Origin of the sequence: Amycolatopsis halotolerans, assembly GCF_042647905.1 — a bacterium.
Lineage (GTDB): Bacteria > Actinomycetota > Actinomycetes > Mycobacteriales > Pseudonocardiaceae > Amycolatopsis > Amycolatopsis halotolerans.
On record NZ_JBHRWI010000027.1, the window covers coordinates 218,492 to 231,686 of the forward strand.

General features: G+C 67.5%; 13 protein-coding genes. 6 read left to right on the forward strand and 7 right to left on the reverse strand.

Features of this window, described 5'->3' with window-relative positions; genetic code table 11:
• Window positions 1-200: 200 nt before the first annotated feature.
• Together ACFORO_RS23175 and ACFORO_RS23180 are read right to left on the reverse strand one after the other, a co-directional pair.
• Complete coding sequence (locus tag ACFORO_RS23175; RefSeq protein ID WP_354750882.1) at window positions 201-422, reverse strand: RNA-binding S4 domain-containing protein; 222 nt, start codon at window positions 420-422, stop codon at window positions 201-203.
• A gap of 13 nt (window positions 423-435) precedes the next feature.
• Window positions 436-1,188 (reverse strand): trypsin-like serine peptidase, encoded by a 753-nt coding sequence (locus ACFORO_RS23180; protein WP_377868706.1) that lies wholly within the window; start codon window positions 1,186-1,188, stop codon window positions 436-438.
• 66 nt (window positions 1,189-1,254) lie between these two features.
• On the opposite strand from ACFORO_RS23180, the gene ACFORO_RS23185 reads away from it, so the two are divergent.
• On the forward strand, window positions 1,255-2,091 hold the full coding sequence (locus ACFORO_RS23185) for an SDR family NAD(P)-dependent oxidoreductase (RefSeq protein WP_354750880.1): 837 nt from the start codon (window positions 1,255-1,257) through the stop codon (window positions 2,089-2,091).
• A gap of 121 nt (window positions 2,092-2,212) precedes the next feature.
• Complete coding sequence (locus ACFORO_RS23190; protein WP_377868707.1) at window positions 2,213-2,869, forward strand: hypothetical protein; 657 nt, start codon at window positions 2,213-2,215, stop codon at window positions 2,867-2,869.
• Window positions 2,870-2,919: 50 nt separating this feature from the next.
• On the opposite strand, the gene ACFORO_RS23195 is transcribed toward ACFORO_RS23190, so the two are convergent.
• Window positions 2,920-3,576, reverse strand: coding sequence for a response regulator (locus tag ACFORO_RS23195; RefSeq protein ID WP_344287659.1), 657 nt, complete (start codon window positions 3,574-3,576; stop codon window positions 2,920-2,922).
• A complete protein-coding gene (locus ACFORO_RS23200) occupies window positions 3,573-5,165 on the reverse strand; it encodes a sensor histidine kinase (RefSeq protein WP_354750883.1) in 1,593 nt (530 codons plus the stop codon). Before ACFORO_RS23200 ends, ACFORO_RS23195 begins: the two co-directional genes overlap by 4 nt.
• A gap of 184 nt (window positions 5,166-5,349) precedes the next feature.
• On the opposite strand from ACFORO_RS23200, the gene ACFORO_RS23205 reads away from it, so the two are divergent.
• From ACFORO_RS23205 to ACFORO_RS23220, 4 genes are all read left to right on the forward strand, one after another.
• Complete coding sequence (locus ACFORO_RS23205) at window positions 5,350-6,153, forward strand: ABC transporter ATP-binding protein (RefSeq protein ID WP_116200696.1); 804 nt, start codon at window positions 5,350-5,352, stop codon at window positions 6,151-6,153.
• Window positions 6,143-7,021, forward strand: coding sequence for an ABC transporter permease (locus tag ACFORO_RS23210; RefSeq protein WP_377868708.1), 879 nt, complete (start codon window positions 6,143-6,145; stop codon window positions 7,019-7,021). Before ACFORO_RS23205 ends, ACFORO_RS23210 begins: the two co-directional genes overlap by 11 nt.
• A gap of 1 nt (window position 7,022) precedes the next feature.
• The gene (locus ACFORO_RS23215; protein WP_354750877.1) at window positions 7,023-8,078 is read left to right on the forward strand and encodes an ABC transporter substrate-binding protein; all 1,056 of its coding nucleotides are present in this window, start codon (window positions 7,023-7,025) and stop codon (window positions 8,076-8,078) included.
• 199 nt (window positions 8,079-8,277) lie between these two features.
• Window positions 8,278-8,991 carry a G1 family glutamic endopeptidase gene (locus ACFORO_RS23220; protein WP_377868709.1) on the forward strand — a complete coding sequence of 238 codons (714 nt, stop codon included), beginning with the start codon at window positions 8,278-8,280 and terminating at the stop codon, window positions 8,989-8,991.
• A gap of 48 nt (window positions 8,992-9,039) precedes the next feature.
• On the opposite strand, the gene ACFORO_RS23225 is transcribed toward ACFORO_RS23220, so the two are convergent.
• The 3 genes from ACFORO_RS23225 to ACFORO_RS23235 all read right to left on the reverse strand — a co-directional run bounded on the left by ACFORO_RS23225 (window position 9,040) and on the right by ACFORO_RS23235 (window position 12,940).
• Entirely contained in the window at window positions 9,040-9,360 is a 321-nt protein-coding gene (locus ACFORO_RS23225; RefSeq protein WP_377868710.1) for an antibiotic biosynthesis monooxygenase family protein, read from the reverse strand.
• A gap of 43 nt (window positions 9,361-9,403) precedes the next feature.
• The gene (locus ACFORO_RS23230; RefSeq protein ID WP_344287670.1) at window positions 9,404-10,078 is read right to left on the reverse strand and encodes a hypothetical protein; all 675 of its coding nucleotides are present in this window, start codon (window positions 10,076-10,078) and stop codon (window positions 9,404-9,406) included.
• A 90-nt stretch (window positions 10,079-10,168) separates the two neighbouring features.
• Window positions 10,169-12,940 (reverse strand): ATP-binding protein, encoded by a 2,772-nt coding sequence (locus ACFORO_RS23235; protein WP_377868711.1) that lies wholly within the window; start codon window positions 12,938-12,940, stop codon window positions 10,169-10,171.
• Window positions 12,941-13,195: the final 255 nt, after the last annotated feature.

Sequence of the window (13,195 nt, forward strand, 5' to 3'; positions counted from 1 at the left end):
CCACATTGGGTGCGTGGGACGCACCCAATGCCACATTGGGGCGCATCGCGGCGAGCGGAGCGGGCGGGTGGGCTGTGAAGGGCTCCTTGAGGGAATCTGATTCCGTGAAGGAGCCCCTCACGGACCGGCGATGGTCGTGAGGGGAACCCTGAGGGACTCTGAGTCCGTGAAGGTGGCCCTCACGGATGTCGGGCCGGAGGTCAGTGCTCCAGGGAGACGCGGGCGTTCTCGGTGCCGACGCTGACTACGTCGCCATCCGCCAGCTGGCGGCCTCGGCGGGTTTCCACCTCGCCGTTCACCGTGACTTCTTCCGCGTCGATCAGGTCTTTCGCGTGCGAGCCGTTGTCCGCGAGGTCGGCCAGTTTCAGGAATTGGCCCAGCCGGATCGGTTCCCCGGTGATCGGGACGTCGCGCGTGCTCATGGGGCGCATCATGTCACGGCATCGTGGTCGCCCGGTTGTAGAGATCGGTGATCTGGTCGTCGAAATAGCTCGAGTACGACACGTCGTCCGTGTACCCGCCTGCTTCGTAGCCGCCGATCACTCCTACTACGGTGCCCGTTTTCGTCTCGGGGGACGGGTCCGCTACCAGTGGGCTGCCGCTGGTGCCGGTTGCGAAGCCGGGGCAGTCGACGCGTACCTGGTGTTCGTCTTGCTGCTGGGTGTGGGTTTCGCAGGTGGCGACCTCGTCGACGCCGTCGGGGTAGCCGGCCACGGTCACTGGGCGGGCGAAGGGGCCGTTCGTGCCTAGTTGGTTGGCTCCGGTCACCGCTTCCAGGGGTTCGGGGGAGCCCTCCTGGCGTGCGGTCGCGAAGCCGACATCCAGGTTCGGATCAGACGAATCGATCCAACCCTGAGCGACGAGTTCGCCGCCGACTTGCCAGTACCCGTAAGGCGCGACGCCGTCGTGGAAGCCGGGGGCGAAGGTGACATTCGCCAGGTAGCCGCCGCCTTCGCCGTCGTGGATGCAGTGTGCCGCGGTGAGCAGTTCGTCTCCGCGCTGGCTGTGCACGACGCTCGCGGTGCAGTAATGCGAGCCGTCGACGAACAGTGCGCCGATCGACGCGTGGATCGGCTTCGTCGGGGTCGACGACGCGACCGCGGGTTCGTCCGACGCGCGCTCAGCGCATGCCACGATGGTCCCGCTCGCACTGATTAGTGCGAGCAGCCCGATCACCGTGCGCCGCATGCCACCTCCTGTACTGGTCCTCGTCACTAGTATCAGAGAAAGCGGTGAGACCAGGGTGGGGAGACTATGAAGGACTTCTCGAACAAAGTCGCGGTGATCACCGGGGCGGGGTCGGGCATCGGCCGGGCGCTGGCGCTCGAACTCGCGTTGCACGGCGCTCTCCTCGAACTGTCCGATGTCGACGCCGAAGGTCTCGACGGCACCGTGCGCGAAGCTCGCGAACGCGGCGCCGAGGTGCGGGGCCATTCGCTCGACGTCGCCGACCGGGCCGCGGTGCTCGCTCACGCCGAGGACGTCGTGCGGGAGCACGGACGGGTCAACCTCGTCGTCAACAACGCCGGGGTGGCGCTCGGGGCGACCGTCGAGGACATGACGTTCGAGGATTTCGACTGGCTGCTCGGCATCAACCTCGGCGGCGTCGTGAACGGGACGAAGGCATTCCTGCCGCACCTCATCGACTCCGGCGACGGCTACGTTGTCAATATCTCCAGCGTGTTCGGATTCGTCGGAGTGCCTACGCAGAGTGCTTACAACGCGGCGAAGTTCGCGGTTCGCGGATTCACCGAGTCGCTGCGCGAAGAAATGCTCGCGGCGCGGCATCCGGTCGGCGTCAGCTGCGTGCACCCGGGCGGGATCAAGACCAACATCGCCCGCAACGCCCGAGGCGGAGGCGGCGGCGACCAAGCCAAGGCAGCGGCCGGATTCGACAAAATCGCCCGCACCACACCGAAGAAAGCGGCCGAGACGATCCTGCGCGGCGTGCGCAGGCGGTCCGCGCGGATCCTCATCGGAGCGGACGCCTACGTGATCGACGCGATCCCGCGCGTGCTCGGTTCGGCATACCAGCGCCCGCTCGCGGTTTTGGCGCGCCAAGGGCTCAAGCGAGTCGAGCGGAACGGATAACGCGTCGCGACTGTCCGCATTCTTGATCACTCGATGGAGTTGCATTTTCGCCGAACCCCTCGGGAATGTCGCAGAATGCTGCCAGTCCACTCGTGTGTCCGCACCCCGGAGGTAGTCCTCGATGCTGCGCCTTGCCGAGCGCCGGTTGGCCGCGCCCGCTGACCGCGCCTCCGGGGAACTGGTCGACCGCACCGGAATCATCGCCGCGAGCATGCCGCGCGGGCCGCGGCTGCTGGACGAAGCGGCACCGGAGACGAGCTGTGAATCGACCCAGCAGATCCCGGTGATCGCCGGATGCGCGCCTGCCGAGCAACGCCCGCGCGCGGTGGCGTCGCGGCGGCGGGCCCGGGTGTGGGTCGGCACCGGGGTGGCGGTCGTCCTGGTCGGACTCGGCTGGCTCGCCGGCGGGTTCTTCACCGGCGTGCTTCCCGGCCAGTCCACCGACGACGCCGTCGTGCAGGCCGAGCAGCGCGTCCCGATCGCGGAGCAGCAGATCCCGGTCCCGCAGACGATCACGCCGCCGGTGACGCAAACCGCGCCGCCGGTCACGGTGTACGTCCCGGTGCCCTCGCACCAAACCCCGGTGCGGCGGCACAACCCGATCCGCCCGACGACGCCGCGCGAGACGGCGGCTCCGGCGGCCCCGGAGCAGGCTGATCCGCGGGCGGACCTCGGGACGCCCGCTCCGAGCAAGACCTCGCCGCGGGTGGGTATCGACCAGTTCCTCGACTGGAAGCCGTGGTTCGACGCGGCTCAGCGGATGTCCGGCGGGCGCTGAGTCGTGAGTGTTCATCCCGGTTCTCACCGGGACAAGCACTCACGACGGCATCAGCCGATCCAGCCGTATTCGTGCTCCGGCCGCCCGGTCGCGCCGTAGCGAAGCCGCATCTCCACTGCTCCGGACTCCGCCAGCGCGGTCAGATATCGCTGCGCCGTGGCGCGGGCCATGCCGAGCTCGCGGGCCACTTCGGCGGCCGACAGCGGTGTCGGCGATCCGCGCAGCCGCTCCGACACCAGGCGCGCCGTCGCGCTTGACTGGCCCTTCGGCGTCGCCGCGCGGTCTTGGTCGTGCAGAGCGCGGAATGCCCGGTCTACGTCGTCTTGGGACAGGGGACGTTCGGTCGCGACCAGGCTGCGATAGCGGGCGTACGAGGTGAGCCGTTCCGACAGCTGTCGCGTCGTGAACGGTTTGATCAGGTAGTTCAGCGCACCGGCGCGGATCGCGGCGGCGATGGACGCGGCGTCGGTGGCGGCGGACAGCACGATGGTGTCCGTCTTCAGATCGGGCAGGACGGAAAGGCCGGGCTCGTCCGGCAGGTAGACGTCCAGCAGCACCAGGTCCGGGGCCAGCTCCCGGACGCGGGCGCGGGCTTCGGCGGCGGTGTGCGCGACCCCGGCGACGGTGAATCCCGGCACCTCCGACACGAATCCCGCGTGCACGCCGGCGACGCGGAAATCGTCGTCCACGATCAGGGTGCGGATCATGCGTCGGTCTCCTCGGGTCGGTCCAGCAGGCCGGGAAGTTTGGCGACGAACAACGCGCCGGTCGTCGCGCCGCCGGGGTCGGCGAGCCACACGTCGCCGTCGCGGGCCCGCGCGGCTTGGCGGGCCAGAGCCAACCCCAGTCCGTGGCCCGGACTGAGCTTTGTGGACACTCCTTCGTCGAAAAGCTTGTCCCTCAGGGTTTCGTCAATTCCGGGTCCGCTGTCCACAACGGACACGTGCAAAGCGGCACCATCGGCGAGCAGGCCGACTTCGACCCACGCTGGACGGCGCGGGCCCATGCGGGCGGCGTGCAGGGCGTTGTCGACGAGGTTGCCGATGACGGTGCCCGCGGCGATCGGGTCGGTCACCGAGGCGGGGACCCAGGCGTCGTCGGCCAGTCGCAGCTCCATGCCTTTTTCTTGCGCCTGCTCGGTTTTCGCGACCAGCAGGGCTTGCAGGTACGGATCGGTGACCCGGTCGTCGAGCGGTTCCGCGCGCGAGGCGGTGGATTCGGTGAGGGTCTGCAGGTATTCCTCGGCTTCGGTGTGGTGGCCCAGCTGCAGCAGGCCGGACAGCGTGTGCAGGCGGTTCGCGAACTCGTGCCGTTGCGCGCGCAGGCCGTCGGACAGTGAGCGGATGCCGTCGAGTTCGCGGGTGAGAGTGTCGAGGTCGGTGCGGTCGCGGAAGGTCAGCACGGTGCCGAGCGAGCGTTCATCCCGTTGTACGGCACGGGAATTGATCACCAGGACTCGGTTTCCGGCTACGGCCAGGAGGTTGTCCACCGGGCGTCCTTCCGCGACTGCCTTGTGGACTCGCGGGGACAGGTCCAGGTCTTCCAGCGGAGTGCCGACTGGGAGCGGGATGTCGAGGAGGCGTTCGGCTTCGTCGTTGCGGACGGTCACCCGATGTTCCGCGTCGACAGCCAGGACGCCTTCGCCGATGCCGTGCAGGACGGCTTCGTGCTCGTAGAGCAGTTCGGTCAGTTCGTGGGGTTCGAGGCCGTGGGTTACTCGGCGCAGGCGGCGGTTGAGCAGGGCGGACGCACCCGCGCCGATCAGGAGAGCGCCGCCGCCGAAGACCACCGTCAGGACGAACAGCCGGTTGAAGTCGCCGGTCAGCTCTCCGATGCGGTAGCCGACGCTCACCTCGCCGACGACCCGCGAGCCCTGCTTGATTGGGGTCTTGCTGCGGACGGACGGCCCCAAGGTGCCCGCGTTGAACTCGCTCACCACGTCGTTGCCCGCGATCACCTCCTCCCACGGCGTGCTCACCCTCTTGCCGATCTCGGACAGCGTCGGATGGGCCAGCCGGATGCCGTGATCGTCCGTGATGACCACGAACAACAGCGCATCGTCTGTCTGCGTCTCGGCTTCGACTCGCTGCTGGAGTTCCGGTGTGGGCTTCCGGGCCGCCGCGCCCGCGATCACCACCGGCTCCGTCGCCACTGATTTCGCGATCGCCAGCGCCCGCTCGCCGTACTGTTCGGTCAGCGTCGTGCGCAGGAGCCAGCTGATCAGCGCGACGCCGAGGCCCACGACGAGGACCACCACGCCGATCTGCAACAGCAGCACCTGACGGGTGAACCGCATCCGCGGAAAGAGCGCCCACTTCGGCATGCCAGGGAACATACCCCCAGCTCAGCGCTGTGCGCTAAACGAGCAAAACGTGGAGAACGCGCAGAGCGCACGCAGAACGTCGACAAGCTTCTCCACCGCGAAACGCGCTCTTAACCTGCCTCGAGCGAGTCCCCACCGTGACGAAGGAGTCACCTCGATGGCCCCACTCATCGAACTGATCGGCGCCACCAAAAGGTTCCCGAGCGGATCAGGTTCTGTCCACACCGCTGTCCGCGAGCTGACCATGACCGTCGAACCGGGGGAGTTCGTCGCCGTGGTCGGGCCGACCGGATGCGGCAAATCCACCACGTTGTCCCTGGTCTCCGGGTTGCAGCCGCCGTCGGCGGGCCGGGTCGTCGTGCACGGCTCCGACGTGAAGTCCATTCCGGACGGCGTCGGCTACATGTTCCAGACCGACGCGGTGATGCCGTGGCGTTCGGTGCTGGACAACGTCGCTTCCGGACCGCGCTTCCGCGGCGTGTCCAAAGAGGACGCACGGAAGAAGGCAGCGGACTGGATCGGCCGCGTCGGTCTGGCCGGGTTCGAGAAGTACTACCCGCACCAGCTTTCCGGCGGTATGCGCAAGCGTGTCGCGTTGGCGCAGACGCTGGTCACCGAACCGAAAATCCTGCTGATGGACGAGCCGTTCTCCGCGCTCGACGTCCAGACTCGCGCGCTGATGCAGGACGAACTGCTCCGGCTGTGGTCCGGCACCGGTGCCGCGGTGATCTTCGTGACGCACGACCTCGACGAGGCGATCGCGTTGGCGGACAAGGTGGTCGTGCTGACCACGAGCCCGGCGACGGTCAAGGACGTCTTCGAGATTCCGCTGGAGCGTCCGCGCAAGGTGGAGGAACTCCGGCTGACCGAGGAATTCCGCAAGATCTACTCCGACATCTGGGAATCGCTGCGCGGCGAGGTCGACAAGGCTCGCCAGAAGGGAGCGACCGGTGTCGCTTGAGACTCAGACCGCGCCGACGCCGGTCTTCGAAACCGAACAAGACATTCTTTCCCGCGCGAAGCGCTCCGTCGGACGGCACAAGCGCAACGTCTGGTTGCTGCGGCTGGCGATTCTCGTTGCCTGGCTTGGGTTGTGGGAGGTGGCGGGCCGGTTCTGGATCGACCCGTTCTTCTATTCGATGCCGTCGAAGATCTGGGAACGGCTCACCGAATGGTTCACCACCGGGACCGACTTCGGGACCATTTGGTACCAGATCCTGGTGACCGTCGAAGAAGCCGTTATCGGTTTCGTGCTCGGCGCGGTCGCTGGTGTGATCTGCGGCGTCATTCTTGGTCGCAGCGCGTATCTCGCTGAGGTGCTGGCCCCGTTTATCAAGGCAGCCAACGCGATGCCGCGTATCGTGCTCGCCGCCCTGTTCGTGATCTGGTTCGGCCTCGGGCTGTCTTCGAAGGTCGCGACGGTGTTCGTGCTCGTATTCTTCGCGGTGTTCTTCAACGCGTTCACCGGTGCCCGGGAAGTGGACCGCAACCTGATCGACAACGCCCGCATTCTTGGCGCGACGCGGTGGCAGGTGCTGCAGTCGATCGTGCTGCCCAGCGCGACGTCGTGGATTCTTTCGTCGCTGCACGTCGCGTTCGGCTTCGCGCTGATCGGTGCGGTCGTCGGCGAGTACACCGGTGCCAAGGCGGGTATGGGCTTCCTGATCGCCAACGCGCAAGGCACGTTCGACACCGCCGGGGTTTACGCCGGGATGCTCGTGATCATGGTCGTCGCGTTGTTCGCGGAATGGCTGATCGGTTCCGCGGAGCGCAAACTGCTCCGCTGGCGTCCGCAGATGTCGGCCGACGACGGACGACGGGATATCTGATATGCGGCTGAAGAGGACACTCGCGGTCGCGGCGGCCGCGCTGGTGACCGTGGCCGGGGTGAGCGCCTGCCGGGATTCCCGGGAGATCGACCTCGGCAACGGCGGGCGGCCGCACATCAAGATCATGGTCGGCGGACTGTCCAAAGTGATCTATCTGCCGGGCCAGCTCGCGAAGCAGTTGGGCGAGTACGAGAAGCAGGGCCTGGACGTCGAACTGTTCGACCAGCCGTCCGGGGCCAACGCGGAAACCTCGTTGCTGGCCGGTGAGGTGCAGGGTGTGGTCGGATTCTACGACCACACGATCGACCTGCAGGCCAAGGACCAATGCATTACCAGCGTGGTGCAGTTCGCGAATGTGCCCGGCGAAGCGGAAATGGTCGCCACGCCGAAGGCTGGGCACATCAAGTCCGGTGCGGATTTCCGCGGCAAGAACCTCGGCGTCACGTCGCTGGGCTCGTCGACGGACTTCCTCACCAAGGCGCTCGCGAGCCGCGGCGGGGTCGGCAGCAAGGATTACACGCCGGTGAAGGTCGGGGCGGGGCAGACGTTTATCTCTGCCATGCAACAAGGTTCGATCGACGCGGGCATGACGACCGACCCGACCATCGCGCAGTTGACCAACACCGGGCAGGCCAAGGTGCTGTACGACATGCGCACGCCGGAAGGCACGCGGGCGGCGCTGGGCGGGCTGTACCCGGCGAGTTCGCTGTACATGAGCTGCGAAATCGTGAAGCGTTATCCGGACGTCGTGCAGAAACTCGCCAACGCGTATGTGAATTCGCTGAAGTGGCTTTCCACGCACACCGCGGAGCAGGTGGCCGATCTGATGCCGCCGTCGTTCGCGGGCGGGGACAAGGCGTTGTACGTCAAGTCGCTCAAGGACAGTCTGCCGATGTTCACCAAGGACGGCCGGATGGACCCGTCCGGCGCGCAGAACGTCTTGAAGGTGCTCGGCGCTTCCTCCAGCAACGTCAAGCCCAAAAAGGACAAGATCGATTTGTCCAAGACGTACACCACGCAGTTCGTGGACGCCGCGCACGCCCGTACGGCGCGGTAGTCCACTTCGGAAGGAGTCCGTGCCGGCCCGCTGCCTCCCCAGGCGGGCGGGCACGGACTTCCGTGTACACACAGGAGAATCGGGACATTTGGTGAAGATTTCCCGAGATGTGAATACCCTTCGAAAGTAGCTACCAACTCGGGCGAGTGAAATTCAACACTGGTACGCGCAGGCACTCCCGTGACCAGATTGGATGCCCATGAGTTCTCGATCTTTCCGTCGTCCCCTCGGATTGCTGGCGGTCGGCGCGTTCGCGGCCGCGACCCTCGTCGCCGGCGCGGGAGCCGGGCCCGTCACCTTCGGCAAGCACTTCCACGGGAACCACTACTCGGGCGGAAACTGGGGCGGCTACGTCAGTTTCGGCAGTTTCACCACCGCGACCGCCGGCTGGACCGAACCGTCGGCGACCTGCAATTCCAGCAACGACCTGTTCGCGCCGTGGGTGGGCATCGACGGCGACGGATCGTCCTCTGTGGAGCAGACCGGCGTCGCGACCGATTGTTCCAGCGGGAGCCCGCAATACCAGGCGTGGTACGAAATGTACCCGGCCGCGCCGGTGTACTACTCGGCGAGCGAGGCGCCGGTGAAGGCGGGCGACCACATCACCGCGACGGTCACGCGCAGCAACAACAGCTACAAACTCGACCTGAAGAACGACACACAGGGCTGGACGAAGACGACCACGCAGTCGCTGAACGCGCAGCACTCGTCGGCTGAGGCGATCATCGAATCGCCGTCCGATTCGTACCCGGCGATCAACGGCGGCGTGAAGTTCGACGGCGTCAAATTCGACGGCAAGAACCTCGCCGACACCAGCCCGCAGGGCCTCAACGCGGACGACGGCGGCAGCGCGACCTGGACCCCCGGCGCGATCGGCTCGGACGGCCAGAGCTTCTCCATGACCCGGCAGTAAAGGTCGTGAGGGGAACCCTGAGGGAATCAGAGTCCCTCAGGGTTCCCTTCACGGACGTTCGAAGCGGTAAGCGCGTTCGACTCGGGTGACGTGCACATCGAATTCCGTGTACCACTCGGCGCGGCCCCGGCGGCGGGTTTCGGTGTGCTCCAGGTGCGTGCGCCACGCGGCGATGGAGTCCTCGTCCTTCCAGTACGAGACGGTGATGCCGAGCCCGGACTCGTCACGCACGGAGTTCTGGGCGAGATAGCCGGGCTGTTCGGCGGCGAGTTCGGACATGTGGGCGGCGCGCTCGGCGTAGCCGCGGTCGCCGTCGGTGCGCCGGGACGTGAAGATCACCGCGTAGTAGGGCGGTTCGGGAAGCTCCATGGCCGGAGATATACCGGGCGGGTGAGGGCAGGGCTAGCGGGTTTCAGCCTTGGAGTCCGTTGACCGCCCAGGCGAACACCATCAGCGCGAGCAGCAGCGAGATTCCGGCCTGGACCATCATGGTCATTTTCGCCCAGATCCGCAGCGGCATGACGTCGGTCGGGCTGAACGCGGTGGCGTTGGTGAACGAGGTGTAGAGGTAGTCCAGGTACCGCGGTTCCCATTCGGCCTTCGCCATCGACGGGTCGCTCATCTGCGGAAACTGCAGGTCGGGGAAGTCCGCCCGGCCTGCCGCGCGCCTGGCCGGGCCGCCGCGGTCGAACTCCCAGTACCAGAGCGAGAAGACGACGATGTTGGTCCAGTAGATGACCACGCCGCTGATCAGCACCTGCACCGCGTGCCCGCGTTGTGCGCCCTGTGCGATTCCGATCACCAACTGCACCGCGGACGCGCCGTTGAGCACGCTGACGACGGCGAGCGCGGTCAGCGCGACCATTCGCTCGACGATGTTGAACTCGGTCAGCCGACCGGGGTTGAGCAACAGCAGCGCGACGATCAGCACGGCGGTCAGCGAGGGCAGCAGCCACCACGGGTGCAGCACCATCTCGTCGGGCAGGGCGAGCTGCAGCGCGAGCGTCCCGACGACGACGGCGGCCGCGGGCCATCGGGTCTCGCCTTTGGTCGCCCGCCGCCAGGCAGGCACTGATTCATCAGCCACCTGGACAACGGTAGGGCGCGGGCAGCGGGTTGGCGCGTCGCAGCGATAGACGTGTCGCGGGGCATGGCGGTCGAAGAGGACGAACCGGCGTCAGGGTGACGGAACGTTTGGCAGCTTCCTCGCGACGTCCGTACGGCTTCGCGCGCCTAGCTTGCGAAGCACCTTCGCCACGTGCTGCTCCACCGTGCGCGGTGAGAGGAACAGACCGTCGGCGATTTGACGGTTCGTTCGGCCCTCCGCGAGCATCTCGGCGACTTCGCGCTCTCGCGGGGACAGTTCGCGACCGTAGCCGCGACGGCCGCGTTGTGACGGTGCCCAGGCACCGTGTTCGCGAAGCACGTGATGGCAGCGGCCAGCGTCGCGCGTGGCACCTAGCTGTACGTACGCAGCTGCGGCTGCGCTGAGAGCGACTGTCGCACCGTCTTGGCCTGCTTCGAGGCGACAGCGTGCTGCGCGTTCACGCATGCCTGCGGCGAGGTACGGCATCGGCAGCTCTGCGTACGCGTCGACGGCGGTGTCGAAGAGCGTTGCTGCCGCGAGATGCTTCGCGCGGGCGCTTGTCAGGACAGCGCGGCCAGCATGCAGGGCTGCTACGGCGAGCGGAGCGTCGCGGTCTTCGATGCCGCGCGCGAACTCTTCGACAAAGGCGTCGGCGTCGTGCCAACGGTCTGCGCGCGTGTACGCCTCCGCGGCGGCTGGGACGAGTGACGCTGCCCAGACCCAGACGCCTTTGCGGCGCGCGGCGTCGACGGCGACATCGGCGGCTTCGCAGGCTGCGGCGACGTCGTCGGTCGACAGGTGCACGCCGATCAACACCGAAGCCGCGCATAAGACAACGGGGATAGGGCCTTCGCCCGGACGGTGCGCCGAGGCGTCGGCCAAGTGTCTTCGCGCCGCCGCGAACTCACCGCGCACCGCGGCCAGGCCGCCCAGCACCAGCGACGTCTCCATGACGATCGCGCCCAGCGCAGGATGCCGCGTACGGACGTCTTCAGTCGCCTCGGCCAGGCCGTCCCATTTGCCGCGGAACCAGGCAAGCCGCACCTCGGTGCCTTCGATCAGGCCTTTCGGGTACAGCGCGCCGGCTTCGGAAGCCCGGCGCAGGCCCTCGGTGACCAGGCGTTCGGTCCGGTCGAGGTGGCCGGACCACGACTGCGCGTCGGCGAGGTTGCACCACAGCCGGGCCAGCTGCACGCGTTCGGCGACGCTCGGCGCGGTGTCCGGCATCGCCTCGAACTCCGCCCACGCCGAACCGTCGCCGATGTGCGAGGCGGTCGCGACCCGGTCTCCGGTGAGCGTCAGCCGCAGCTCGGGATCGGTCAGTCCGGAGTGGACTTCCCGGGCGCGGCGCATCCACTGTTCGTGCCACGACAGCGGCGTGAGCCCGTCGAACGGCAGCGCGAGCAGATTGATCCCGCGCGCGGCAAGTTCCGGCCGATCCGCCAGTTCGGCGACGGCGCGTTCGACCGCCGCGCGACCCTGCTCCAGCCGACCGGCGACGCGGACCAGCAGCATGCCCAGCGCGAGCCGGATCGTCCCGTGCACGGCTGGCGGCAGCGGCCGGTCTTCGAGCACTTTTTCCAGCGTCAGATGGACATCCGGGCGGAAGACGCGCAGCGCGACGTCGCTGAGCTTCTTCGCCAACCGGCCGACCGCGTCCTCGTCCGCCTTCGCGACGATCGCCTGCAGCAAGTCGATCGCGCGTGCGGTATCGCCGTGCGCGACCGCCTCGTCGGCGGCTTCTTCGGCGTACTGTCGCCATTCCTCGACGCATCCGGCGGCGTGGGCGTGCGCGGCGAGCAGCGACAGGGATTGCCCGGGCAGGTGCATTGCCTTGGTGTGCAAGAGTTTTCGTTCAGGCGCGCTAAGGCCATCGTACACTGCTTTGCGCGCGAACGGATGCCGGAATCCGTAGCGATTGTCGTCGACCTCGTCCAGCAAGCCGGACAGCGCAATCTCGCCCTCGGCCAACCCCGCCAGCTCGTTCAGCACCGACAGTTCGGCGGGAACATTGAGCACAGCCGCGGCTTTGGCAAGCTGCGCCGAGGCTTCCGGAAGCGCGGACAACTGCCTGGACACCGATTCCTGAAGCGCAACAGTAACTTCCAGCCGGTCCAGCGCCGACTCGGTCAGTTCGACACCGCGCAGCGCGCGGAGAGTTTCCTCTGCGACAAAAGGAATCCCGGCGGTGTAATCGTGCAGCTTCGCGGCGAAGTCGGCGTTGAGCCGAGGCAAAGCCAGAAGGTCGCAAGCCATCGCGGAGACCGCCGCGGAGTCCAACGGCCCGAGCGTGACCTGCGCGCTGTGCACCCCGGGAACGCTGCGAACGCTGGAGTTCCCGGTGCCGCAAGTCGCGACTACGCCCAGGTCCGGCGGCCAGTCGACCGCGAGAAACCGCAGCAGGTCACCGGTTCCGGGATCAGCGCGATGCAGATCGTCGATGAGCAAGACGGTCGGCCCGCAGGCAATCAACAGTTCCCGGAACGCGCGGAACACGCGATGCCGTTGCGCACCGGCGTCCGGCAGCGGCTCCGGAGCCGGAGGCAGCACGTCGGCCAGCTCGGGCAGAAGCGGTTGCAGCGCACCGGCAACCGGGCTCAGCGGCCCCAGCCGATTCCCGGCGGAGCGCAACGCTTCCAGCACCGGCCCGTACGGAAAAGGCTCGGCCAGCTGCGGGCACGCGCCGCGCAGCACGCGGATCCGGGAGAATTCCGGCCGGGCGGCGAGTTCGGCGAGCAGCCGGGTCTTGCCCATTCCCGGCGCGCCCTCGACCAGCACCGCGGCGGGCCGGTGGCGGAGAACCTCGGCGACGGCGGCGAGTTCGCGGTCGCGTCCGGCGAATGCCGCCGGACGCGGACGCACGGAAACCAATGTCGGAACGGCCGGCCACATCACGACCTCCCCAGTGCGCGTCTTGTCCGTTTCGCCCGGAGCTTAAGCAGTGCGCGGGGCGCGGTAAACCGACTCTCGACGGGTGCTCGGGCACGCTCCTCACACGTCTGCCTTCGTACGGTGACCAAATGGCAGAAGAAATCCCGGCGTGCGGTCACAAAGAGTGCGAAACCCTGCGGCGTTGCCCGGTTCAGCGGAACAACCCACGGACGCCCGCTCTGGCGG